This window comes from Streptomyces sp. NPDC007983, assembly GCF_042958345.1.
Classification (GTDB): domain Bacteria; phylum Actinomycetota; class Actinomycetes; order Streptomycetales; family Streptomycetaceae; genus Streptomyces.
The window spans coordinates 617,360-640,468 of the sequence record NZ_JBIBJI010000005.1 but is presented as its reverse complement, the minus strand read 5'-3'; the positions used below and the strand labels follow the sequence as shown (position 1 = coordinate 640,468).

The 23,109-nt window shown below is 72.8% G+C and carries 20 protein-coding genes; 4 read left to right on the top strand and 16 right to left on the bottom strand.

What is annotated here, in order from left to right; genetic code table 11:
- Window positions 1-114 precede the first annotated feature (114 nt).
- Complete coding sequence (locus ACFZCY_RS19745; protein WP_391173733.1) at window positions 115-1,020, top strand: alcohol dehydrogenase catalytic domain-containing protein; 906 nt, start codon at window positions 115-117, stop codon at window positions 1,018-1,020.
- A 717-nt stretch (window positions 1,021-1,737) separates the two neighbouring features.
- On the opposite strand, the gene ACFZCY_RS19740 is transcribed toward ACFZCY_RS19745, so the two are convergent.
- The 3 genes from ACFZCY_RS19740 to ACFZCY_RS19730 are packed head-to-tail and all read right to left on the bottom strand — an operon-like array spanning window position 1,738 to window position 5,079.
- Window positions 1,738-2,034, bottom strand: a complete 297-nt coding sequence (locus tag ACFZCY_RS19740) for an SCO4225 family membrane protein (protein WP_391173736.1) — start codon at window positions 2,032-2,034, stop codon at window positions 1,738-1,740.
- Window positions 2,035-2,086: 52 nt separating this feature from the next.
- Window positions 2,087-2,770, bottom strand: coding sequence for a response regulator (locus tag ACFZCY_RS19735; RefSeq protein ID WP_391173739.1), 684 nt, complete (start codon window positions 2,768-2,770; stop codon window positions 2,087-2,089).
- Window positions 2,767-5,079 (bottom strand): histidine kinase, encoded by a 2,313-nt coding sequence (locus tag ACFZCY_RS19730; RefSeq protein ID WP_391173741.1) that lies wholly within the window; start codon window positions 5,077-5,079, stop codon window positions 2,767-2,769. Before ACFZCY_RS19730 ends, ACFZCY_RS19735 begins: the two co-directional genes overlap by 4 nt.
- Window positions 5,080-5,274: 195 nt before the next feature.
- Between ACFZCY_RS19730 and ACFZCY_RS19725 the strand changes: the two genes are divergently transcribed.
- Both ACFZCY_RS19725 and ACFZCY_RS19720 read left to right on the top strand, forming a co-directional pair.
- Entirely contained in the window at window positions 5,275-5,724 is a 450-nt protein-coding gene (locus ACFZCY_RS19725; RefSeq protein WP_391173744.1) for a DUF5707 domain-containing protein, read from the top strand.
- A gap of 167 nt (window positions 5,725-5,891) precedes the next feature.
- Complete coding sequence (locus ACFZCY_RS19720) at window positions 5,892-6,449, top strand: DUF2165 family protein (RefSeq protein WP_391173746.1); 558 nt, start codon at window positions 5,892-5,894, stop codon at window positions 6,447-6,449.
- Here the strand turns inward: ACFZCY_RS19720 and ACFZCY_RS19715 are convergent.
- The 5 genes from ACFZCY_RS19715 to ACFZCY_RS19695 all read right to left on the bottom strand — a co-directional run bounded on the left by ACFZCY_RS19715 (window position 6,414) and on the right by ACFZCY_RS19695 (window position 11,677).
- A complete protein-coding gene (locus tag ACFZCY_RS19715; protein WP_391174388.1) occupies window positions 6,414-7,391 on the bottom strand; it encodes a PfkB family carbohydrate kinase in 978 nt (325 codons plus the stop codon). The genes ACFZCY_RS19720 and ACFZCY_RS19715 overlap by 36 nt on opposite strands.
- A 5-nt stretch (window positions 7,392-7,396) precedes the next feature.
- Entirely contained in the window at window positions 7,397-8,905 is a 1,509-nt protein-coding gene (locus ACFZCY_RS19710; protein WP_391173748.1) for a cytosine permease, read from the bottom strand.
- A gap of 83 nt (window positions 8,906-8,988) precedes the next feature.
- On the bottom strand, window positions 8,989-9,996 hold the full coding sequence (locus ACFZCY_RS19705; protein WP_391173751.1) for an ADP-ribosylglycohydrolase family protein: 1,008 nt from the start codon (window positions 9,994-9,996) through the stop codon (window positions 8,989-8,991).
- 63 nt (window positions 9,997-10,059) lie between these two features.
- Entirely contained in the window at window positions 10,060-10,776 is a 717-nt protein-coding gene (locus ACFZCY_RS19700; RefSeq protein ID WP_391173753.1) for a GntR family transcriptional regulator, read from the bottom strand.
- Window positions 10,777-10,852: 76 nt separating this feature from the next.
- Window positions 10,853-11,677, bottom strand: coding sequence for a hypothetical protein (locus tag ACFZCY_RS19695; RefSeq protein WP_391173756.1), 825 nt, complete (start codon window positions 11,675-11,677; stop codon window positions 10,853-10,855).
- A gap of 121 nt (window positions 11,678-11,798) precedes the next feature.
- Between ACFZCY_RS19695 and ACFZCY_RS19690 the strand changes: the two genes are divergently transcribed.
- Window positions 11,799-12,437 (top strand): FCD domain-containing protein, encoded by a 639-nt coding sequence (locus ACFZCY_RS19690; protein WP_391174391.1) that lies wholly within the window; start codon window positions 11,799-11,801, stop codon window positions 12,435-12,437.
- Here ACFZCY_RS19690 and ACFZCY_RS19685 read toward each other — a convergent pair.
- The 8 genes from ACFZCY_RS19685 to ACFZCY_RS19650 all read right to left on the bottom strand — a co-directional run bounded on the left by ACFZCY_RS19685 (window position 12,434) and on the right by ACFZCY_RS19650 (window position 23,009).
- Window positions 12,434-13,873, bottom strand: coding sequence for an aminopeptidase P N-terminal domain-containing protein (locus ACFZCY_RS19685; RefSeq protein WP_391173759.1), 1,440 nt, complete (start codon window positions 13,871-13,873; stop codon window positions 12,434-12,436). The genes ACFZCY_RS19690 and ACFZCY_RS19685 overlap by 4 nt on opposite strands.
- A complete protein-coding gene (locus ACFZCY_RS19680) occupies window positions 13,866-14,831 on the bottom strand; it encodes an ATP-binding cassette domain-containing protein (RefSeq protein ID WP_391173763.1) in 966 nt (321 codons plus the stop codon). Before ACFZCY_RS19680 ends, ACFZCY_RS19685 begins: the two co-directional genes overlap by 8 nt.
- Window positions 14,828-15,634 carry an ATP-binding cassette domain-containing protein gene (locus tag ACFZCY_RS19675; protein ID WP_391173765.1) on the bottom strand — a complete coding sequence of 269 codons (807 nt, stop codon included), beginning with the start codon at window positions 15,632-15,634 and terminating at the stop codon, window positions 14,828-14,830. The genes ACFZCY_RS19680 and ACFZCY_RS19675 overlap by 4 nt, the downstream gene beginning before the upstream one ends.
- Entirely contained in the window at window positions 15,631-16,620 is a 990-nt protein-coding gene (locus ACFZCY_RS19670; protein WP_391173767.1) for an ABC transporter permease subunit, read from the bottom strand. Before ACFZCY_RS19670 ends, ACFZCY_RS19675 begins: the two co-directional genes overlap by 4 nt.
- On the bottom strand, window positions 16,620-17,579 hold the full coding sequence (locus ACFZCY_RS19665) for an ABC transporter permease subunit (protein WP_391173769.1): 960 nt from the start codon (window positions 17,577-17,579) through the stop codon (window positions 16,620-16,622). Before ACFZCY_RS19665 ends, ACFZCY_RS19670 begins: the two co-directional genes overlap by 1 nt.
- Complete coding sequence (locus ACFZCY_RS19660) at window positions 17,579-19,288, bottom strand: ABC transporter substrate-binding protein (RefSeq protein ID WP_391173772.1); 1,710 nt, start codon at window positions 19,286-19,288, stop codon at window positions 17,579-17,581. The genes ACFZCY_RS19665 and ACFZCY_RS19660 overlap by 1 nt, the downstream gene beginning before the upstream one ends.
- A 184-nt stretch (window positions 19,289-19,472) precedes the next feature.
- Window positions 19,473-20,732: a GDSL-type esterase/lipase family protein gene (locus ACFZCY_RS19655; protein WP_391173775.1), complete on the bottom strand. Its 1,260-nt coding sequence runs from the start codon at window positions 20,730-20,732 to the stop codon at window positions 19,473-19,475.
- 123 nt (window positions 20,733-20,855) lie between these two features.
- Complete coding sequence (locus ACFZCY_RS19650) at window positions 20,856-23,009, bottom strand: beta-L-arabinofuranosidase domain-containing protein (RefSeq protein WP_391173778.1); 2,154 nt, start codon at window positions 23,007-23,009, stop codon at window positions 20,856-20,858.
- Window positions 23,010-23,109 lie beyond the last annotated feature (100 nt).

Here is a 23,109-nt window from a genome sequence, read left to right as displayed (position 1 = left end):
TTGCACCTGACGCCAACGTGAGGTTCTAGCGTTGTGGGCGTCGGCGCTCGCCGAACATTCACCCCGTTGATCTCACGAACGGCCGGTTCAGGCCGCGTGGAGAGGCAGAACGACATGCGCGCAGTCCGTTATCACGAGTACGGCGGTGTGGAGACCCTTGTGGTCGAGCAGGTGCCGGACCCGCATCCCGGACCCGGTGAGATCCGCGTCCGCGTCGCGGCGGCCGGCGTCAACCCCGTCGACTGGAAGGTGCGTTCCGGTGCGGTGCACGAAGTACTCCCCGTGGATCTGCCTGCGATTCCTGGGCGTGATGCCGTCGGCGTGGTCGATGAGATCGGTGAAGGCGTGCAGGAGATGAGCATCGGTGACCGTGTCTTCGGGCTGGGCGGCGTCACCGGCGCGACAGCGGAGCTGGCCGTGCTCTCGGCCTGGGCCCATGCGCCTGCCACGTGGACCGACGAGGAGGCCGCCGGCGCCGGTCTGGCATCTGTGACCGCAATGGGCGGGCTGAAGGCGCTCGGTCCCTTGCGGGGGCGCACCCTTCTCGTCGAGGGGGCCGCCGGAGGCGTGGGCAGTGCTGCGGTCGAGATCGCGGTGGCTCAAGGTGCCACCGTGATCGGGACGGCCAGCGAGCGCAACCACGAGTTCCTCGCCTCTCTCGGAGCCGTTCCCACCACCTACGGCACCGGCCTCGCTGAACGCCTCGCCACCCTGGCTCCGAACGGTGTCGACATCGCGCTCGACACCGCTGCCTCCGGGTCACTGGCCGATCTCATTGCGATCGTGGGCGACCCTGTTCACGTGTCGACGATCGCCGACTACACCAACGCGCATCGCCTGGGCGTACATGTGGCCAACGCGGAGAACGACTCCACACTCCTCGCCGAAGCAGGCGAACTCGGCCGGCAGGGCCACTACACACCGCGCATCGAGCGGACCTACCCACTCGAACGGATCGCGGAAGCGCACGCATACGCCGAACGCGGACACACGCGAGGGAAGATCGTGGTCCGCATCTGACCTTGCCCCACTATTCGGGAGTTCCCGCGGCCCCGGCCGCGGGAAGCGTGCACCTCCAGATCACCGGTCCCGGCGTGAGCCAAGAGCAGGCCGCTGCGCTGCGGCCGCGGATCGCGGCCATCGGGCATGGCCTGGTGGACACAATGGAGGCAAGGCCGAGCCCGCCAATCTCCTGGCGGGTTTCGCGGATCCACTGCCGGTGCGGGTCATCGGCGCCCTGCTGGGCGTACGACCGGAGCGGAACTGGCATCGCTTCTCGTACTGGTCGGGCACCCTAGTCTGCTCGGGCCGCTACGACGAGCGGGAGCTCCGCGCGCGTGCGAAGAGCTGCTGGCGTATCTCGGCGACCACGTGGCCGGGAAGCAGTGGCCGCCGGGTGGCAGCCTGATCAGCCAGGTCATCGAGATCACCGACACCGCCGGCCGCCCCCTGCCCGAGGCGGTTCTGGCCCGGATCGCACGTAGCTGATGGTCCCCGACCCGGACGCGATGGACCTGAGCCGTCCCTCTCAACCGGCGCATCTCCTTCGTCGCCGGTTCCACGCGTGCGTCGGCCAGGCGCTGGCCCGCACCGAACTGTGGGTTGCCCTGGAGATCCAGCTGGAGCGGCTGCCCGGGCTCGATATGGCCGTGCGTTTGGCCGAGCTGGTGCGGCGCGGGGCTGTTCACGGGAGGCTTCGAGCGGGTTCCCGTGGTGTGGCAGCGGGACGCGTGGGGCTCAACGGCGCAGCGCGCGGGCGCACCAGCCGATGACGGCCGCGTTGACCAGCGCCCCGAGGACGACGGCGACGACGAGTGCCGCCGCGTGGTCCGGCAGTACGAGCAGTACGAGGCTGACCGGGGCGGTGGCGAGGAGCGGGATGACGCCCGCCATGGAGTCGTCCGAGCTGTCGGTGGTGGTCACCACGAGCGCCCAGACGAGCAGAGCGGCGCACACCGCGAGGTAGACGCGGGCGGCGATGGTGCGGAGGGCCTGGCGCAGGTGGCGGGGGAAGGGGCGGCCGGGATCGGTCATGGTGGGGGGCTCCTCGTCTCACGTGCTGGTTCGGGTGGGGGTCAGGTGGGGGTCATATGGGGCTGCCGGGCAGGTTCGGGCGGGCGAGGCCGAGGTCGTACGCGAGGATCGTCGCCTGTACCCGGTCGCGCAGCCCGAGCTTGCGCAGCAGCGCGTTCACATGGGATTTCACGGTGCCGACGGTGATGCCGAGGTCGTCGGCGATCTCCGCGTTGTTGAGGCCGGAGGCGACCAGAGTGAGGACGTCCCGTTCGCGGCCGGTCAGGCCGTCCAGCTCGCGGGGGCCGCTGCCGTTCCCGGTCCCGGGGACCCTTCCGGAGGCGTAGTGGCCGATGAGCCGGCGGGTCGCGGTCGGGGCGAGCACGCTCTCGCCCGCCGCCACCACCCGGATGCCGTGGAGGAGTTCGGCGGCGTGCACGTCCTTGAGCAGAAAGCCGGAGGCACCGGCGCGCAACGCGTCGAAGACGTAGGCGTCGAGGTCGAAGGTGGTCAGCACCAGGACCCGGGGGGCGTTCTCGCGGCCGGTGATGATCCGGGTGGCGGCGATGCCGTCCAGTTCGGGCATCCGGACGTCCATGAGGACCACGTCGGGCGCCAGCTCGTCGGCGAGGCGTACGGCGGCGGCGCCGTCACCGGCCTCGCCGACGACCGTCATGTCCTCCTCGGCGTCGATCACGGCGGCGAACCCCGCCCGTACGACGCCCTGGTCGTCGACGACCAGCACCTTGAGGCTCATCGCTCCCTCTCCTCGTCTTCGTGGTTCCGCGGCGCGGCGGCGGCCGGATCGAGTGGCATCCGCAGGCGGAGCGTGCCCGGCGGGCCGGTGGTCAGGGTGCCGCCGAGCGCCGCCATCCGCGCGGCCAGCCGCTCGCGCACGGCGGGGCGTTCGACGCGGGGTACCCCGGTGGCGTGGAGTGTCAACGTGTCGTCTTCCACGTCGAGTTCGAGCAGCGCGGGCTCCTCGCCGACGACCGACAGGACCGTCTCGGCGGCATGGTAGGCGGCCAGGTCCACCGCGGTGGGCAGCCGCTCCGGCACGCGGTCGGTCAGCCGTATCCCGACGTCGCGGCCGGTGGCCCGGCACTGGTGGACGAGCAGGTCGAGGGCCTGGAGGGTGGGCCGGGGCCGCAGTTCGGGCGCGGTCTCGCCCTCCCGGACCGTGTCGAGGAGGGCGCGCATCGTGGCCAGGGCCTCGCGGGCGCGTTCGGCGGCCGCGTCGAGCCGGCCCGCCTCCGCCTCGGCGACCATGCCGGCGGTGTGCGTCAGTACGGTGGTCTCCAGCCCGGCGGCGATCCGGCGACGCTCGGTCCACGCGTCCCGGACGGCCTCCTCGGTCCAGGCGGCGAGGCGTTCCTCGTGGGTGCCCCGGGCGGCCCGGGCGCGCCGCCCGCGTACGGCTCCGGCCCACCGGGCCCCGCCGACCGCCAGCGAGGCCCCGGCCGTGGCCGCCGCGGCGACCGCCCAGCCGGGGACCGTCGTGCCCCGGTCCAGTACGGCGGCGGTGGCGGCCGCCGCGTGCACGGCCACGGCCGCGACCGGGGCCAGGAGACGGGCCGCCGTACGGGCCTCCCGGGCCGCGTCCGCGCCGAGTGCCGCGCAGGTGGCGAGGATGCTCAAGGCGGGCGGCAGCAGGGCCGGGCCGGTGTACGCGCCCATGGCCATCGCCACCGGCCAGAGCGGGACCAGCCCGAGCAGGACTCCGTGGGCGGTGCGGGGCGCCCGGCGCAGCCACAGCAGCGCGACCGCCTGGGCGGCGGCCAGCAGCGCGAAGAGCACTCCCGCGGACACCGGCGGCCCGCCCGGTGTGTGCTCCGCCCGGATGACCAGGGCCGGGAGCAGCGGTTGCAGACACAGCCCGGTGGCGGCCGTCAGCTGCGCCAGGCGGTAGCCGCGCGGTACGGACCGCTCGGCGGGGGCGGCGGTCCGGCCGGGCAGGACGGCCCGCACCTCCCAACCGCCGTCCGCCGTGGGGCCACTGGCCAGGGTGCCGCCCGCCTCCCGGGCCCGGGCCCGCAGGAAGCCCTGGCCGCGTCCGCCGCCGAGGCCCGCGCCGTACGCGGCCGAACCGGCCGGTGGTGCGGCGCTGGTGACCACGACTTCCGTGCGGGTGTCGCCGTACCGGCACCGCACGTTCGTCCGCGCGCCGGGGGCGTGGCGTGCCACGTTGGTCAGCGCCTCGCGCACGATGCCGTAGGCCGCGTCGGCGACGGCGCCGTCCGGCAGGGGGTCGATCTCGCAGTCCACCGGCTGGTCCAGCCGCCGGAACCCCGCGATCAGATCGCGCAGCCGTTCCTGTGGTGACGGCAGGTCCTCCCGCGAGGGTGCCGGGGCCCGCACCGCGCCGAGCGCCCGAGTGACCTCGCGGCCGGTCTCGGCCGCGAACTCCAGTGCCTCGCCGGTGAGTTCGGGGCGACGGTCGCGCAGTCCGAGCGCGGCCCCCGCCGAGACCACCACGGCCGTCAGATGGTGGGCGCTGACGTCGTGCAACTCCCGTTCCATGCGGCGCCGCTCGACCGCCGGGAGCCGGTGGCGCTCGGCCTCGGCCCGCCTCAGCACGTGTTCGGCCGCGCGCCGCGCGCGGCGGGTGCGCCGCACCAGCAGGCCGGTGCCGCACGCGGCGGCGTACAGCAGCGCGGTCAGCACGAGGCCGAGTCCGTCCCGGTCGCCGAGCCCGTGCAGGCCGATGCCGTGCAGCAGCTGCCAGGCGGCGAGCGTCACCACGCACAACACGGTGGTGAAGGTGTCGCGTTCGGTCGCCACGGTGAACAGGGCCAGCGCCACACCCGCCGTCCCGAGGACCGTCACCGCGCCGGTGGGCAGCGGCCCGGCACCCAGGGCGCAGACGGCGGCGGTCAGGGCGAGCGCGGCCACCGGGCGCGTACGGCGGAGGGCCAGGGCGGCCGTCACCAGTCCCCCGCCCAGGGCCGCCACCAGGAGGGCGGACGCGGGCGGGACGGCCCCGCGCACCAGCCCCGCCCCGGGCCACACCACGGCCTGGGCGCAGATCAGCAGGACCGGGATCAGCCGGCCGTCGTTTCGGTTCATAGCGGTTCAAGGCTATGTCCGCAGGTGAGGGCCGCCTCTCCGGCTGGAGGCGGATTCCGTCTCTACCTCTGGTTCAAGGCGGCAATCATCCCGCAGCGCGAAGACCGTGCCGGGTCCGGGTCCATAGAGTCGATCACATCGAGAGGGCGGCCGAACGCCCCGGTGAAACCACCCTGATGAATCCAGGAGATACCCATGTCCAAGCGTGTTCTCGTGTCCTCGCTCATCGGCGTGACCGTCCTCGGCGGCGTCGCCGCCGGTGGCCTCGCCACGGCGTCCGCCGCGTCGAAGCCGACCGTGGAGAACGGCTCGGCCCGCTACGTCGCTCCGTCGAACGGCGCCCCGGGCGCCCTCACGTACACCGCGGACGTGAGTGACGACTCCGGCATCCGTGGCCTCAAGGTTGTCGCCTGGCCCGCGAGTTCCAAGCTCGACCCGACCGCGGCGGAGCTTCGGCACGCGGAGGGCGCCACGTGCCGGAGCACCACGGCCGAAACCTCCCGCTGCACCTACACGCTGCGGGTCACCGAGGAGGAGGCAGCCGAGCTGGCCGAGGGCACCTGGTACGTGTCGGCGCTGGCGACGGCCGAGGACGGGGACACCGCGTTCGTGCCCCGCGGCGCCTCCTTCGACGTCACGCGCTGACCCGTCGCCAGCCCACGGGCCGGCGACGGAAAACGTACCGCCGCTGGACTGTTCTCCTCTGCATGGTGGATGATCCAGCACGATCAGCGGGACCAAGCGGGATCCAGGGGGATCCAGGGGGAGGACCAGCGGCCGTGGCGAGAGAAAACGTGGTGGGAGAACGTGCGGTGAGGGAACGAGCGGACGGGACGCGTTCGTCCCGCACCCTCGCCGCCGTCTCGGCGGTGCTCACCGGGACGATGGCGCTGTACATCGCGCTCGTCGCGTTCGGCAACATCACCGATTTCGGTACCAATCAGCAGTTCGTGCGGCACGTCCTGGCGATGGACACGACGTTCAAGGACGACGACCTGATGTGGCGGGCGATCACCTCGACCGCGCTCCAGGACGCCGCCTACATCGCCATCATCGCCTGGGAAACCCTCGCCGCCCTCGTCCTCCTCGCCGCGACGGCCATGTGGTGCGTGAGCCTGCGCGGAGGCGGAGGCGGGGGCGGCATACGCCGCGCCCGGCGGGCGGGCACCGTGGGGCTGTTGATGCTGATGCTGCTGTTCGGCGCCGGGTTCATCGCCATCGGCGGCGAGTGGTTCTCCATGTGGCAGTCGAAGTCGTGGAACGGGCTGGACGCCGCCACGCGCGTCTTCCTGCTCTCCGGGATCGTCCTGCTGCTCACGCACCTGCCCTCGGCCTCAGCCGAGCGCGCCGAGCCCGGCTCCGAGGGCTGATCGGACCGTCGAGGCGGCGGGTCCGTCGCCGTCCAGGAAGCCCAGGAGTTCGTCGCGGGTCGGCCCGGTGGCGGGCCCGCGCCGGGTGACCGCGAACGCGGCCGCCGCGTTGGCGCCCCGTACCGCGTCGAGCGGGTCCAGGCCGCCGCCGAGGAGGGCCAGCAGGGCTCCGGCGTGGGCGTCGCCCGCGCCGTTGCTGTCGACTGCGGTCACCTGACGGCCGGGGACGTGCACGGCCTCGCCGCCGGGCGGTACGAGCCAGCACCCGGCCGCGTCGGCCCGCAGGATCACCCCGGTGTCCGGGCCCAGCCGGGCGGCGAGCGCGGCCGCGGTGCGCCGGGCATCGTCCAGTCCGGTCAGCAGCCGCCCCTCGCGCTGGTTGCAGCTGATCCAGTCGCAGCGGGCCAGGGCCACGCGCAGCACGTCTTCGGGGATGTCGGCGACGAGCGGCCCCGGGTCGAGGAAGACCCGCGCGTCCGGGGGCAGCCGCGCGATGAGCCGGGCCAGGACCGGGCCGCCCGCCGGGTGGGCGAGCGCGTATCCGGAGACCTGCACCAGATCGCCGGGCCGCAGCGCGGCGAGCACCGCCGCCGCGTCGGCATCGGTCAGCCGGGCCTCCGCTCCGAGGCTGGTGGCGAAGGTCCGCTCGCCATCGTCGTCGACGAGGGCGACGCAGAAACCGGTGTCGGTGTCCGGCAGCGGGGCAAGCAGCACCTCGATGCCTTCCCGCGCGAGGTCCGCCCGGACGCGGTCCCCGAACGGCCCCGAGCCATGGGACCCGGCGTAGACGGCGGGCAGGCCGAGGCGGCGCGCGGCCGCGAGGACGTTGAAGCCGCCGCCGGTGACGAAGGTGGTGTCCGTGGAGACGACATCGCCACCGCGTTCGGGCAGTGCGGGGACCCTCATGACCAGGTCGACGATGGCGTTGCCGAGAAGCAGCATGCGGCTCACGCGGGCTCCTGTGCGGTCGGCTCGGGCAGCGTGTGCGCGGGGGCGGGCGGCTCGAAGGCCTCGCCGGAACCGTCGGACAGCGCCGTGGCGCCGCCCAGCCACCGCAGCACCGCGTAGACGCCCGCGGCGAGGGCGAGGGTCACGACCCACCCCAGGCCGTTGGTGCCGACCCAGGTGCCGGAGAGCGGTCCGGCGAACCAGACGTCCTTCGGGCCGGTGGCGGCCTCGGTGAAGAGCAGTCCCACCACGATGGCCACCAGCCACGCGCCCAGCGCGGCCCAGCGGACGCCGCCCCGGAACCAGTAACGGCTGGTGGGACCCACGTCCATCAGCGCCGCGCGGTCGTAGGACCGCCGGAGCATCAGGTCGACCGCGAAGACTCCCACCCAGGCGGTGATCGGCACGGCCAGGAGGGTGAGGAAGGTGATGAACGGTCCGTAGAAGTCCTTGGCGATCAGGATGAAGTAGATGCCGCCCGCGAAGGTGACGACCACGTCCAGCCCGACGGCCACGGTGCGCCGGACCCGTATCCCCAGGGTGATCATGGTGAGCCCGGCGGAGTACACGGACAGGTGGTTGGAGAGCAGCAGTCCGCCGAAGGCCGCGATCAGATACGGGATCGACATCCACGAGGGCAGCATCGCGTTGATGGCCGAGACCGGGTCGGCGGCCGAGGCCAGGTCCGGCTGCCCCGCCGCGAGCAGCGAGCCGAGCGAGATGAGCACGACCAGCGGGATGCCCGCGCCGAACGCTGAGGCGGCCACCAGCTTGCGGCCGGGGATCTGCCGGGGCAGGTAGCGGGCGTAGTCGGCGCCCGCGTTGGCCCAGCCGATACCGGTGCCGGCGGCGACCATCCCGGTGCCCACGATCATCGCGCTCACCGGCCCGGCGGGGGCCTGGAAGACCTTGTCCCAGGCCACGGTGGCGCCGAGGAAGGCGATGACGACGAGGTTGAGCACCCCGAAGGCGTAGGTGGCCCACTTGTTGATCCACATGATGGTGGCGTGCCCGAGACCGCTGATCAGCAGGGTGCAGCCGATGAAGACGAGCAGGCAGACCACGGTGAGGACGGCGTTCTGGTGGATGCCGAACGCGACGTTGAGCAGGGCCAGCAGGGCGAAGGCGGCCGTGGTGGTGTTGATGGTCTCCCAGCCCAGGCGGCTCAGCCAGGTGATGAGGGTGGGGCCCGCGTTGCCGCGGACTCCGAAGACCGCGCGGGAGAGGGTGAGGGCGGGCGCGCCACCGCGTTTGCCCGCGATGCTCAGCGCTCCCACCAGGGCGAACGAGCCGAACGAGCCGATGATGGCCACGAGGGCCGCCTGCCAGATGTTCAGGCCGCGGAAGCTGACGAGGGCGGCGCCGAGCGGCAGCCCCAGGATGCTGATGTTCGCCGCGAACCACGTCCAGAACATCTGCCCGGGGTGGCCGTGGCGCTCGGTGTCGGGCACCGGCTCGATGCCGCGTGTCTCCACCGCGCCGACGCGGTCGTCCTGCGATGCGGCCATGGTCGTACCTGTCTTTCTGTGCGGGACTGCGGGCCGTCCGCGCCGCCTTCGGGGACTGGGCGTGTGGCGCGGGCGGCAGGTGGTCACCCGGCTGCGGCGGCCCGCAGCTCGAGGAGGGAGGTGGCCAGCGGCTCCAGGTCGAGGCCGTTGACGGAACGGAGGGTGGTGAGCGCGTCGGCGGGGAGGGCCGAGGCGCCGCTGATGGATCCGGCGATCGCACCGGCGATGGCGCCGATGGTGTCGCAGTCGCCGCCGAGGTTCGCCGCCAGGAGGCAGGCGCGCCACGGTTCGCCGTCGGCCAGGGCGAGGACGGCGAAGGCCGCGGGCACCGACTCCTGGCTCGCGACGCTGGTGCCCACGAGGTCGTTGACGCGGTCCAGGGCCCGCTCCTCGGGCAGGCCGCGGACCAGTTCCACGGCCCACTCGATACGGGCCGCGATGGATGCGCCGTACACCCAGTGGCCGCGCTCGGCACCGGCCGCCGCGGCCGTGATCGCCGCGGCGAAGGCGTCCTCCAGACCGCCGCCGCCGACGCCACGGCTCACCGCGGCGGCCACCGCCGCGGCGGAGGCGATGCCGAGGGTGGTGTCATGGGTGACCCGGCAGGCCGCCGCCACCTGGTCGACGAAGGATTCGAGGGGCTTGTCGGGGAAGGCGACGCCGACCGGGGTGATCCGCATGGCGGCGCCGTTGGTGGAGCCCGACCGGCCCGCCTCCTCCGGCGGCACACCGCGCGAGACGGCCTCCAGGGCGGCCTTGGTGGAGGGGCCGAGCAGGTCGAACGAGCCCTTGGCCTTCATGGCGCGCTCCCACTCCAGCAGCTCCTGGGCGAGCCGCAGCGGGTCGATGTGTCCGTTGCCCTCCACCAGCAGTCGCCCCACCAGCACGGCCTGATCGGTGTCGTCGGTGACCGCCCCGGCGGGCATGCCGGCGCTCACCGGATTCTCCGCCGGTCCCGGCTCGAAACCGGTCACGGTGCCGAACCGGGCGACGATCGACCGCCGGGGCATGATCTGGGTCGGCATGCCGAGGGCGTCGCCCATCGCCAGGCCGTACAGGGCTCCGAGTGCGCGGTCGTGCAGGTGGTTCATCAAGGCTTCCTGTCGGGGTGATCGGGGTGAGGGGGGTGAGGGGGGTGGCGGGCGGGCGGCGGTTCAGTGGGGCGGTTCGCCGAAGCCCAGGTGCAGCTGGAAACGGGCGGGGTCCAGCAGGCTGGTGACGTGTTCGACGACGCGGCCGTCGGCCCCGCGGCTGACCCTGCGGGTGCGCAGGAACAGGTCGCCCTCGGCGCGCCGCAGCAGGGCCGCCTCGTCGGCGTCGAGCCCGGCCACGGACGCCCACTCGTCGCCGTGGGTGGCGCGGACCCCCGCCGCGGCGAGGGTCTTGGTCAGCGAGGCGTCCACCAGGCCGCGCAGCGGCACCTGGGCGAGCGCCGGGAGCAGCGGGACCCTGCTGCGCTCCAGCGAGACGGGGGTGCCCTCGGGCAGGATACGCAGCCGGTCCAGGGCCAGGAACTCGGCGCCCTCGATGCCCAGCTCCCCGGCGAGCGAGGCGTCGCGCACCGCCTCCAGGCGCAGCACCTCGGTGGTGATCCGGGCGCCCTGGTCGGCCAGGGCCCTGGTCCAGCCGAGCCGGTTGTCCAGCAGGCCGCCGTCGAAGGTGACGAACGAGCCGACTCCGGCGTGCGTGGAGATCAGCCCTCGTTTGTTCAGCTCGTCCAGGGCCTGCCGGACGGTGTTCCGGCTCACCGCGAATCGCCGGGTCAGCGCGTGCTCGCCGGGCAGCCTGCTACCCGGCTCCAGGGCACCGCTGTGGATCTCACGCGCCAGGACACCGGCGATGCGCTGATGCTTGAGGACCTGTTCAGTCATGTCCAGAAGCTAGCTGTACCTGTTCAGTCCTGTCCAGACCTCCAGCCGTCGGGAACGAGTCGGCGATGGTCGCGGCTCAGCGCAGTTGGTCGTATGTCCCGGCCGCGGTGAACGCGTCGTTGATCGGCGTGACGAGCTCGGCGAGGCGACGGGCGCCCGCGTCGCCGATCGGCGCCCACAGCGGGGCGCACAGCTCGTCGGTCTCGACCTCGATCCGCTCGCGCGCCGCGGTGCCCTCGTCGGTCACGGTGCCGTCGGCGTCGAGCCAGCCGCGCGCGGCGAGACGCGCCGTCGCCGCGGCCCACTCCTCGTCGCTCCACTGACGGGTCGAACGCGCGAGCCCCACCGGGACGCGGCCCGTCGCGGCCTGCAGGACGTTGCAGTCGCACGCCCCGAGGCCGTGGGCGGCGAGCACGACGAGATGCGCGTCGCCGCGCCACTCGCGCACCACCGTGATCTGCTGCCACAGCGCGACGAGCGGATCGGACGGGAGCGCGACCGCCGCGTTCGCGGCGGCCAGGGTCTTGCCCGCGTAATCGGCGCCGGCGACGACCGGGTCGATCAGCGACCGCGCCTCCGCGATCTGATCGGCCGTGAGGTTCACGCCGACGCGCTGTAACGCACGGTCGGCACCGGCGAAGCGGGCGGCCTGCCACTGCTCGGGCGACGCGGCGTCCCACACGCCCGTCATGGACCGCACCGCCCGCGGGCTGAAGTTGTAGAAGGTCGCGAGCGCGACCTGCCACGGGACCGCCCCCATCGCGGCCGACCGGAAGGCGAAGTACGCCGGTCCGCGCTCGGTCACGCCGAGCTTGGCGGCCTCCTCCGCGGCTTCGGGGACGAAGTAGATGAACATGTGGGCCGCGCTCATGGCGCCGCTGACCGCGCGTATGTCGCTCATGCGACTGCTCTCCCTGATGAGTTGAAGATCCGTCATCGGAAACTGACGGTTGATCATCGACCATAGCAGCAATAATCGATTATCGAAGAGAGCCGTCTATGCTGGGGATATGCCACAGAAGATGCTTTCCGAGCAGGTCTACGCCTGCCTGCGGGATGCGATCATGCGTGGGGACTACGCCCCCGGCGAGGCCCTCAAGCCGCAGGACCTGGCCAGGGAGCAAGGTGTGAGCCTGGCCGTCGTGCGCGAGGCGCTGGTGCGGGTGGTCGGCGACGGCCTCGCCGACCGGCTGCACAATCGCGGCTTCGCCGTTCCCGCCCTCACCGACCGGTGTTGGCAGGAGATCACCGAGGCCCGGCGCACGATCGAGCCGGCCGTCCTGCGCATGTCCGTCGAGCGGGGCGACGTCGACTGGGAGGCCCGCGTACGGGCCGCCCACCACCGTCTGGCCCGCACCCCGGCGTACTCGCCGGAAGAGGGCACGTACTTCTGCGACACCTGGTCCGAGGCCCATCGGGTGTTCCACCGGACTCTGCTGGAGGGCTGCGGCAACGCCGTGCTGCTGGAGACCTTCGACCGGATGTGGACGGCGAGCGAACTGGCCCGCCGCTGGTCGGCACACCGCGCCCCCGGCCGGGACGGCGCCGACGAGCACCGGCGGCTGGAGGAGGCGGTGCTGGCCCGCGACGCCGACGCCGCGGCCGCGCTGCTGGTCCAGCACCTCACCCTGACCGCGACCGCCCTGACCGACCCTTCCTAGGGGGTCCGGCGCTCCATCCAGCGCTCCAGGCCCGCGGCGTCCAGCGGCAGGTCCGCCGAGAGCACCTCGGCGCCGTCGGGGGTCACCAGGAGGTCGTCCTCGATGCGGATCCCGACCCCGCGCAGCTCCGGCGGGACGCTCAGGTCGTGGGCGTGGAAGTACAGGCCGGGTTCCACGGTGAGCACCATGCCGGGGGCCATCTCGGCGCCCTGGTACGCCTCGTACGAGGACTGGGCGCAGTCGTGCACGTCGAGCCCGAGGTGGTGGCCGATGCCGCAGACCAGCCAGCGGCGGTGGTGCTGGCCACGGTCGGACAGGGCCTCGTCGGCGGAGACCGGGAGCAGCCCCCAGTCGTCGAGGCCGTGCGCGATGACCTCCATGGCTGCCTGGTGGAAGTCGGTGAAGCGCTTCCCGGGGCGCACCTGGGCGAGCGCCGCGCGGTGGGCCTTCTCGACCAGGTCGTGGACCTGGGTCTGCGCGGCGGAGAAGCGGCCGGAGGCGGGGAAGGTGCGGGTGACGTCGGCGGTGTAGAGGTCGCGGGTCTCGACGCCCATGTCGAGCAGGACCACGTCGTCCGGGCGCACCGGGCCGTCGCAGCGCACCCAGTGCAGGGTGGGGGCGTGCGCGCCGCTGCCGACGATCGTGGCGTAGCCGGGGCCGTTGCCGTAGGTGCGGGCGTGGCGTTCGAAGGTGCCCTGCAGCCAGCGCTCGCCGGGGCCTTCGAGGGCGGTGGGGAACTCCCTGAGCACGGCGGCGAATCCGGAGACGGTCCGGTCGACGGCCTCGCGGAGCCGGTCGATCTCCCAGTCGTCCTTGATCATGCGCAGTTCGGCGAGGGTGCGCTCCAGTTCGGCCGAGGGCTTGTGGTCGTCGGTGGTGAGGGGCCCGGTGATCAGCGGGTCGGTGAGCCGGGTCAGCGCGGACTCCAGCTCACCGGCCGGGCGCACCTCCAGTTGGAGCGCGTCCGCCCAGTCGCCGGGGCCGGGGGCGGCGCCGACCCACAGCTCTCCGTAGGCGGCGTCGGAGAAGAACCCCGGCTCGCCGGGGTGGGCCGGGGGCGGCAGGTAGAGGGTCGCGTCGTGGCCCGTGCCCGAGGGCCGCAGGACGAGGACGGCGTCCTCGGCCGAGCAGCCGGTGAGCCAGGCGAAGTTGCTGTCCGGGCGGAAGTCGTAGCGGGTGTCGTTGCTGCGTACGGCGGCGCTGCCGCCGGCCACGACGATGGCCCGGCCGGGGAACAGCGCGCCGAGCCGGGCGCGGTGCGCGGCGGCGGCCTCGGGTGCGCCGGGGGTGGTGGGCGGCGTGCGGTCGGGGGTGGCCCAGCCCTGGCTCATGTACGCGGCGAAGCCGGGGATGTCGCCCAGCCGGGGCAGGCGGGGGTCCGGTTCGGTGGGGACGGGCCCGGACCGGCCGGGGGTCGTGGTCGTCCGGTCAGCCATGGGTGGTGCCTCCTTGGTCGCTCGTACGATCGTTGCCCGGCCGGTCCGCCGCTCGAACGTCGCCCGTCCGGTCGCCGCCCGGCCCGGCGGCCGCCCGGCCGTCGCCGCGCCGCCCCGCGGCGGCCCGGGCGCGGCGGGCGCGGTCCCAGTCGGGGTTGATGCGCGGGACCGCGGCCAGCAGGGTGCGGGTGTACGGGGCCCGGGGGTCGGCGAAGACGCGTTCGCACGGGCCCGTCTCCACGATGCGTCCCTCGCTCATGACCGCGACCCGGTGCGCGATGCGGCGCACCACGGCGAGGTCGTGGGCGATGAAGAGGTACGCGAAGCCGCTCTCGCGCTGGAGCCGCCGCAGCAGGTCGAGCACCTGGGCCCGGACCGAGACGTCCAGGGCGGAGACGGCCTCGTCGCAGATGACGAGCCGCGGGTCCACGGCGAGCGCCCGGGCGATGCCGATGCGCTGGGCCTGACCGCCGGAGAACTGCGCGGGGTAGCGCTGGGAGTGGTCGGGGTCGAGCCCGACCCGCTCCATCAGCTCCTTGGTGAGGGCGCGCCGGCCGCCCTTGGGGGCGATGCCCTGGTAGTCCAGCGGCGCCATGAGGATGCGTTCCACGGTGTGCCGCGGGTTGAGGGAGGAGTAGGGGTCCTGGAAGACGACCTGGACTCCCCTGCGGAACCGGGCGAGGGCGGGCCCCGTGGCCCGGGTGACGTCCTCGCCCGCGAACTCCAGGCTGCCGCCCGTCGGTTCCATCAGCCGCGCGGCCATCCGGGCCGTGGTGGACTTCCCGCTGCCGGACTCGCCGACGACGGCGAGGGTCTCCCCCGCGCGGATGTCGAAGCCGACCCGGTCGACGGCGGTGAACGCGGCCTTCCGGCCGAGCATCCCACCGGGGCCCCGGCCGACGAAGGTCTTGGTCAGCTCCCGCGCCCGCAGCAGCGGTTCACCCGGTGACGCGCTCACCGTGGCACCTCCTCGATGCGCGGCACGCTCTCCAGCAGCGCCCGCGTGTACGGGTGCCGCGGATCGGAGAAGATCCGCTCGGCCTCCCCGTACTCGACCGGGTCGCCCTCGCGCATCACCAGGATCCGCCGCGCGAGGGAGCTGACGACGGCCAGATCGTGGGTGATGAGGACCATCCCGGTGCCGGTCCGCTGCTGGAGCCCGGCGAGCAGCCGCAGGATCTGTGCCTGGACGGTGACGTCGAGCGCGGTGGTCGGCTCGTCGGCGATCAGCAGGGACGGGGAGCAGACGAGCGCCATGGCGATCATGACGCGCTGGCGCTGGCCGCCGGAGAACTGGTGCGGGTAGTGGTCCACCCGCCGCCCGGGTTCGGCGATGCCCACCTGCGTCAGGGCTTCGACGGCCACGGCCCGGGCGGCCTTGCGCGAGCCGCCGCGGTGGGCCCGGTAGGCCTCCTCGATCTGGAGGCCCACCGTGTAATAGGGGTTGAGCGAGGACAGCGGGTCCTGGAACACCATGGAGATCCCGTCGCCCCGGATCCGGCGCAGCTCGCGGTCGGGGCGGCCGAGCAGTTCCTCGCCGTCGAGGCGGACGCTGCCGGTGGCCGTCGCGCCGCGGGGCAGCAGTCCCATGATGGCGAGGCTGGTCATGGACTTTCCGGAGCCCGACTCCCCGACGATGCCGAGGGTTTCGTCCCTGTCGACGGTGAAGGAGACGCCCTTGACGACGTCGACGGGGCCGCGGGTGGTGGGCAGGGTGACGGTGAGGTCGTCCACCACCAGAAGCTCCTTCGATCCGCTCATCGGATCCTCACTCTCGGGTCCAGGGCGGTGTAGACGAGGTCCACGACCACATTGCCGACCACCACGAAGAAGGCCGCCAGCAGCGTGACCGCCATGATCACCGGCTGGTCGTTCTTCGCGATCGAGTCGGCGGCCAGCTTTCCGATGCCGCCGAGGCCGAAGACGGTCTCGGTGATGAGGGCGCCGCCGAGCAGCCCGGCGAAGTCCATCCCGAAGAGGGTGGTGACGGGGGTGAGCGCGGGCCGCAGCGCGTGGCGGCGCAGCACCAGGGACCGCTTGAGCCCCTTGGCCCTGGCGGTGCGCAGGAAGTTCTCGGACAGCGTCTCGATCACATGGGTCCGCGTCAGCCGCGCGTACAGACAGGCGTATCCGGCCGCGAGCACCATCCACGGCATCAGATACGACTGGAACCACCGCGCCGGGTCGTCGGAGAAGGCGACGGCCGAGGGGAACGGCAGCCATTCGAGCTTGACGACGAGCACGTACTGGAGGACCAGGGCCAGCACATAGTTGGGGACGCTGATCCCGCCGAGCGCCAGCGCCATCGCGCCGCGGTCCCACCACGTCCCCTGCCGTACGGCGCTGAGCAGCCCGGCGGCCACCCCGACGAGCAGCCACAGCACCGCGGCGCCGATGGCCAGGGTGGCGCTGACCGGCAGCCGTGCGGTGATCATGGACCAGACGGACTCGTCGGTCTGGAAGCTGTAGCCGAGGCAGGGCGCCGGGCAGTGGACGAGCGTGGCGCCCGAGCCGTAGTCACGCCCGGCGAAGATCCCGCCGAGGAACGCCCCGAACTGGCTGAGGAAGGGCCGGTCGAGGCCCAGTGCCTCGCGGATGGCGCCGATCCGCTCCTCGGTGCAGGTCTTACCGCAGATCATCACCGCGGGGTCGGGCGAGAGCTGGAAGAAGATGAGGTAGGTGAACAGGCAGACGGCGAAGAGGATGACGACGACACCGGCGAGCCGTCCGATCAGGTAGCGGACCATCAGGCGGCGGCCTCCCCCTCGTCGATGGCGTGCCGCAGCCGGTCCCCGAGCACGGTCAGCGACAGCACGGTGAGGAAGAGGAACGCGCCCGGGATCACGAAGTACATCGGGTCGACCTGGTACCAGCTCACCGAGTTGGCGATCATCTGGCCCCAGGACGGGGTGGGCGGGGTGATGCCGACGCCGAGGAAGGACAGCCCGGCCTCGGTGCCGATGTAGCCGGGCACGGCGAGCGTGGCCATGACGGTGATCGGGCCGCGCAGATTGGGCAGGATCTCGCGGAACACCAGATCGCGGTCGCGGGCGCCCGACGCCCTGGCCGCCTCCACGAACTCCCGGCTCGCCAGCGCCATCGTCTGCCCCCGGATGACGCGGGCGAGATACGGCCAGCCGAAGCCGCTGATGACCACCACCAGCAGCACCGGCCGGTTCCCCGCCGGCAGGGAGGACAGGATCGCGATCATGAAGATCAGCGCGGGGAACGCCATCAGGAAGTCCATGACCCGGGAGATCACCTGGTCCACCCACCCCCGGTAGAACCCGGCGAGCATGCCGAGGACGACACCGAGCACCCCGGTGAGCAGGGTGCAGGAGAGCGCGATCAGCAGGGACACGCGGGCGCCGTGGACGATGCGCGCGAGGATGTCCCGGCCGTTCTGCGGTTCGACGCCGAAGAGGTGCTCGGCGCCGATGCCCCCGAACGACCCCCTGGGCACCCCGCCGAGGCCGGTGTCGACGGCGGAGGAGTCGAAGGCGTACGGGCCCCAGCCGGTGAGCGCGGTGATCAGCGGGGCGCACAGCGCCACCAGGCAGAGCAGCCCGAGGAACGCGGCGGCGGCCACCGCGGCGCGGTCGCGCCGCAACGCGGCGGCGACGCGGCGGCCCGAAGTGAGCGCGGGCGCCGGGCTCGTGGCCAGGCCCTGGGCCTCGGCGTCCGGGAGCGGTGTGCCGACGCTCATCAGGACCGGCCCGGGTCCGCGAGGCCGACGGAGACCAGGTCGATGCCGCCGGAGAAGCCCGCGTGGAGGTACGCCCCCGCGATGTTGCTCCCGACGACGCCGACGTACTTCTCGTACATCAGGGGCACGACCGGGGCGAGCTTCATGATCTGCTCGTCCAGCTCGCCGTACGCGGCGTTCTGCCGGTCCACGTCCTTCATGGCGGCGATCTCGTCGATCCGGTCGTTGACCCCCTTGTCGTCGAGCTGCGCGAGGTTCTGGTTGCCCTTGGCGGCGATGGTGCGGCCGTCGAACAGCGGCGGCAGGAAGGTGGCGCCGGACGGCCAGTCCGGGCACCAGCCGGTGATCGCCGCGTCGTGCTGCTGAGAGGGGGTGCCGATGGCCTCGTAGTAGGTGGCGGTGTCGATGGTGTTGAGCTTGACGTCGATCTTCAGCGGGGCCAGCGCCTGCTGGATCGCCACGCCCTGCTGCTGCATGGACGGCTGGGAGCGGATGTCGAGGGTCAGGGTGAAGCCGCCCCGGGCCCCCGCCTCGCCGAGCAGCCGCCGCGCGGCCGTGAGGTCGCCCTTGCCGCCCTCGCTGGGGTACGGGTCGTAGGCCTTCCGGCCGACGACGGTCGGCGGCTGGATGGAGGTGGCCCGCTGCGCCTTGGCCGTGCCGCCGACCGCGTCGACCTGGGTCGCCTTGTTGACGGCGTACGCGATGGCCTGGCGCACCTTGACCTGGTCCAGCGGCTTCTTGGTGGTGTTCAGGCCCAGGTAGGTGGTGCAGCCGGTGAGCCCGGAGAGGGTGCGTTTGCGCACGGCGGGGGTCTGGATCCGGGCGACGGTGGCGGGCTGGATGCCGGACCCGCCCGCGATGGCGCCGGCGTCATCGCCCTGGCCCGCGATCATGCGTTCGTCGATGGTGGCGCCGTCCAGGCCGAAGGTCCACGCGAAGTGGTCCGGCCGGGCGGTGCGGATGGTGTCCGTGTCGGGGTCCCAGTGCTTGTTGCGGTCCAGCGTCAGCGAGGCGCCGCGCTTGTAGGAGGCGATCTGGTACGGGCCGGAGGCGATGGGCGCGCGGTCGAACTCCCCCTTGCCGCCGGTGCCCTTGGGGAAGGGGACGAACGTGGGCTGGGCCGTGACGCTGCCGAAGTCCGCGTAGGGCTTCTTCAGATGGAAGACGATCGTCCGCGCGTCCGGGGTCTGGATCGTGGGCAGGTCCCCGGAGGCGTACGGGCCCCGGTAGCCGTCAGGGGCGTCGATGAGCTGCTTGGCGTACGGGGAACCGATGCCGATCTCGGGGTCCCAGGCCCGTGAGACTCCGAACTTCACCTCCGCGCTGGTGATGGGGTCGCCGTTCTGGAAGCGGAGCCCCTTCTTCAGCGTGAACGTCCAGGTCTTGCCGCCGTCGGAGGGGGTTCCCGTGTCGGTGGCGAGGTCGGGCCGGATGGTCGTACCGGCCTTGCCGGGCGCCGCGCCCTGGGTCGTCAGGGTGCGGTAGATGAGGCGGTAGAAGTTGTTGACGCCGCCGTCGAAGCCGCGGGCCGGGTCGAGGTGGGAGAACGCCACGTTGGTCAGGACGCGCACGGTGCCGCCCTTGGCCGCCTTGCCGCCGGGCCCGGCCGCGGAGGAGGCGCCCTGCGGGCCGCCGCCGGAGCAGGCGGCGAGTGCCAGGGCCAGTGAGGAGGCCAGCGTGGCGATCCGGAGCGAGCGCGGTCTTTTCACGGTGCTTTTCACTGTGCCTTCTTTCGGGGCTGGGCCGTGAGCGGGGCCACCGATGGGGCGCTGTGTGACATTGCACTGGTGCTCGTGACGGTAAACGGCGGACGGGGCGTTGCCAAGATGCCCCGCTCCGAGTCGAGTTGGAGCCCCCGGCGCGGGCCGGGGGCCGTGGTGGGGAAGACGGGGGTCAGCGGGAGCAGCGGAGGGCGCGCAGGGAGATGGCGTCGCCCATCACCCGCATGCCGTCGTCATTGGGGTGGAGGTGGTCGCCGCCGTCGTAGGCGGGGAGTATCCGGGAGGGCGCCGCGGGGTCCCGGACGGCCTTGTCGAAGTCCACGACCGCGTCGAACTCGCCGCTGGTGCGGATGAAGGTGTTGACCTGTTGACGAACCGTCTCGTCAACGGCCTCGTACTCCCGCCAGCCCTCGTACGGCATGACGGTCGCGCCGACCACGCAGACGCCGCGCGCGTGGGACCTGGCGATGATCTGCCGGTATCCGGCGATCAGTTCGTCGGCGGTGGGGCCGGGCGTGGACTTGATGTCGTTGATGCCCTCGAAGAGGATCGTCGTGCGTACTCCGGCCTGGGAGAGCACATCCCGGTCGAGCCGCTTCAGCGCGCTTTCGGCGGAGCCGTCGGCGAGGACCTTGTTGCCGGAGATGCCCTCGTTGGCGACGCCCTTGAGCCGTGAGCGGGGGTCGGCGAGCAGTCGGCGGGCGAGGAAGTCCGGCCAGCGGCGGTTGGTGTCCTGGGAGGAGGCGGAGCCGTCGGTGATCGAGTCGCCGAAGGCGACGACGGCGCCGGTGCCCGGCCGTGGCCGCACGACGGCCGCGTCCAGGTAGTACCAGGAGGTGATCGCTTCCGTGTACGCGTCGGCGCCCTCCTCCGCGGCGTGGTCTCCGGCCGGTGCGACGTACTGGGTGGCGCGGGCCCCCTTGTGGCCGGTCGCGAGGGTGCCCGCGCTGCGTACGTAGAGGCTGATCGCGAGGTCCGACTGGGGCCGGACGCCGCCCGGCAGCGGATCGCTGTACACGACGCCGCCCGCCGGTACGGTCACCGACGAGGCGCCGCGGAAGGTCAGCCGCCGGTTGCTGCCGGGCACGACCGCCGCCCCGGAACCGCGTACGCCCGCGTAGGCGTGCCCGAAGGTCACCGGCTGGTCGCCGTAGGCGTTGGAGAGCCGGATGCGCAGGTCCCGGCCGCCGACGCTGGTGTGGATGACGAACCGGTAGGTCAGGTCCTGGGTGGCGGTCCCGGCCGGGTAGGCGCTGGAGCCCCAGGTGACGACGGCGGAGCGCGGGGCGGGCGGCGTGCCGGGCGCGGCGGCGGACCGCGCCGTGAGCTGGGCGGCGTTGGACTCGGTTCCGGTGGCCACGACGACCCCGAGGGCGGCGGCGGTCGCGGCGAGGACACCGAGGGCACGGATGGGTAAGCCAGGTCTCTGCATGATGGGGCGTTTCCCTCTCACGAGTTGGGTGATCGGATGAATTGATACGCATTCCGATCTGCCTGTCGAGAGAGTGCGCCCTATTCCGAAACTTTCGACGCCCACCGCCTCATGTCATCGGACCTATTGGCCGCCCCTGAGATCGACTCCGACGGCGGCCGCGACGACCTCGTCCCGCTCGGCGCGGCTGAACAGCCCCTCCGACAGCCATGCGCCGGCGAGGGCCCGCACCGCCCGGACGAAGCGGCCGGAGGACGCGAACGGGGCCTTCCCCCAGAGCACGTCGAGGAAGGTGAGACCGTCGCCGCGGGCGCGGTTCGGCACGCCGGAGTCGGTCGCGCCGAACACGACGACGGGCTCGGCGCGCCGGAAGTACGCGTGGTACGGGGCGTCGTCGGCGAGGTGGAACGGGGCGAGGGTCAGGCCGTGCGTGGTGAAGTGCAGGGGCCGGTCGCCGGGTTCGATCGCGTCGGCGAGATCGCCGCGCAGCGTGAAGTCCCGGTAGAAGGAGAACGAGCGGAATTCCGTCTCCTGGCTGCGGGCGACCAGCAGGACCGGCCCGTAGAACAGCGACTGGACGGCGGGGTCGTCCAGGGCCCGCTCGACGCGCAGGCGGTAGGGAGCGGAGATCCGGACCCGGTCGCCGCGCCGCCACTCCCGGCTCAGCGTGAGGTAGCTGCCGGGCACCGCCTTACCGCGCTGTCGCACCCCGTTGACGGTGACGGTGAAGCCCCCGGTGGCCCAGGCCGGAACCCGGAGTTTCAGGTCGAGCCGCCCCCGGCCCTCGCGGAACGTCAGGGTGCGGACGCCCTCGTCCGGGTAGTCGCTCGTCTGCTCGATGACGAAGCCCCGCTCCGGCCACCGCAGCGTCGAGGCGAGGGAGAGGTTGACGTACAGCGCGGTGCCGTCGGCGGAGCGGAAGTACACCGAGTCCTGGTACTTGGTGTGGTTCTCCATGCCCGTGCCACCGCAGCAGGTGCCGGTGTTGTCGTACTCGCGCCGCACCCCCGGGCCCATCCCGACGAAATAGGTGACCTCCGGGCTGTCCGTGCTCGGGGCGTCCCGGCGGGAGGCCAGGATGTGGTTGGTCAGGCCGCGCTCGTAGTAGTCCATGTACGCGGCGTCCGGCGTGCGGAAGAACAACTGCCGGCTCAGCTTGAGCATGTTGTACGTCGCGCAGGTCTCGGCGTTCTTGTCGTCCAGGGTGGCCGCGATGGCGTTCCGCGCCCGGAACATCTCGCCCTGTCCCGTGCCGCCCAGGCTGTACATCCGGGGGCCCGCGACCATGCCCCAGAAGTTGCGGGCCGCGGCGGCGTACCCGGTCTCCCCTGTGTGGTCGAACAGCCGCAGATAGCCGGTGAACTGCGGGATGTGCTGGTTGGCGTGCTTGCCCTCCAGGGTGTCGCGGTCCTCGGCGCAGGCGCTCAGCAGCGCGGCGTTGTCGAAGCAGCGGGCGGCGGCGAGGTGTTCCGGGCGGCCGGTGAGGGCGTACAGGTCCGCCATCACCTCGTTCATCCCGCCGTACTCGCCCGCGATGTAGATGGACCACATCCGCTCCAGCTGGGCCTTCGGCAGGTGGCCGAGCCGGCTGTGCACCCAGTCGCCCATCCCCGAGGCGATCTGCAGGGCCTGCTCGTTCCCTACCAGGGTGTGCGCGTCGAGCAGACCGCGCATGATCTTGTGGCAGGTGTAGTACGGCGCCCAGATGGTGGGGTACGTGGTGTAGCTCTCCAGCAGGATGAACTGGGTCTCCGGGTACGCCGCCAGATAGCCGGGATGGCTGGGTCTCGGCGAGCCGTGCTCGGCCAGGGCCTGCCGGCACTCGCCGAGCGCGGCGACCAGATAGTCGAGCTTGGACTTGAGCGCGGCCTCCCCCGTGTCCGCGCACGCCTGGGCGATGAGGGTGAGGAAGTGGCCGCCGAAGTGGCCGCGCAGATTGCCGTCGGAGGTCTCCCAACCGCCGGGCGGCAGGGCGCCACGGGTGTCGAGCCCCGCGTTGGCCCGGAAGACGGCCAGGATGCGGTCGGCCGGGTAGGACCGGGCGTAGTCGAGCATCAGGTCGCGCTTGCGGCGGAAGACACCGTCGCCGAGGGTCACCCGGTCCAGCGGGAAGGGGCGCACCGGCCAGGTGGCGGGGGCGGACGACGGCCCGGGCGCCGCCGCGGGGGCACCGGCCCCGGCGGCGTACGCCTGGGGCAGGGCGTGCGCGAGCGGGGCGGCGGCCGCGGCTCCGGCCGCGAGCCGCAGCGCGCGGCGGCGGGAGGGGGGCTGGGACATGCTCGGACTCCGATCGTCGATCCGGATGACGGGCGATGGACGGGGTGGCGCATGACCTGCGGCGGAAACAGACCGAAAAGGCTTTCAGTGAACGTAGGAC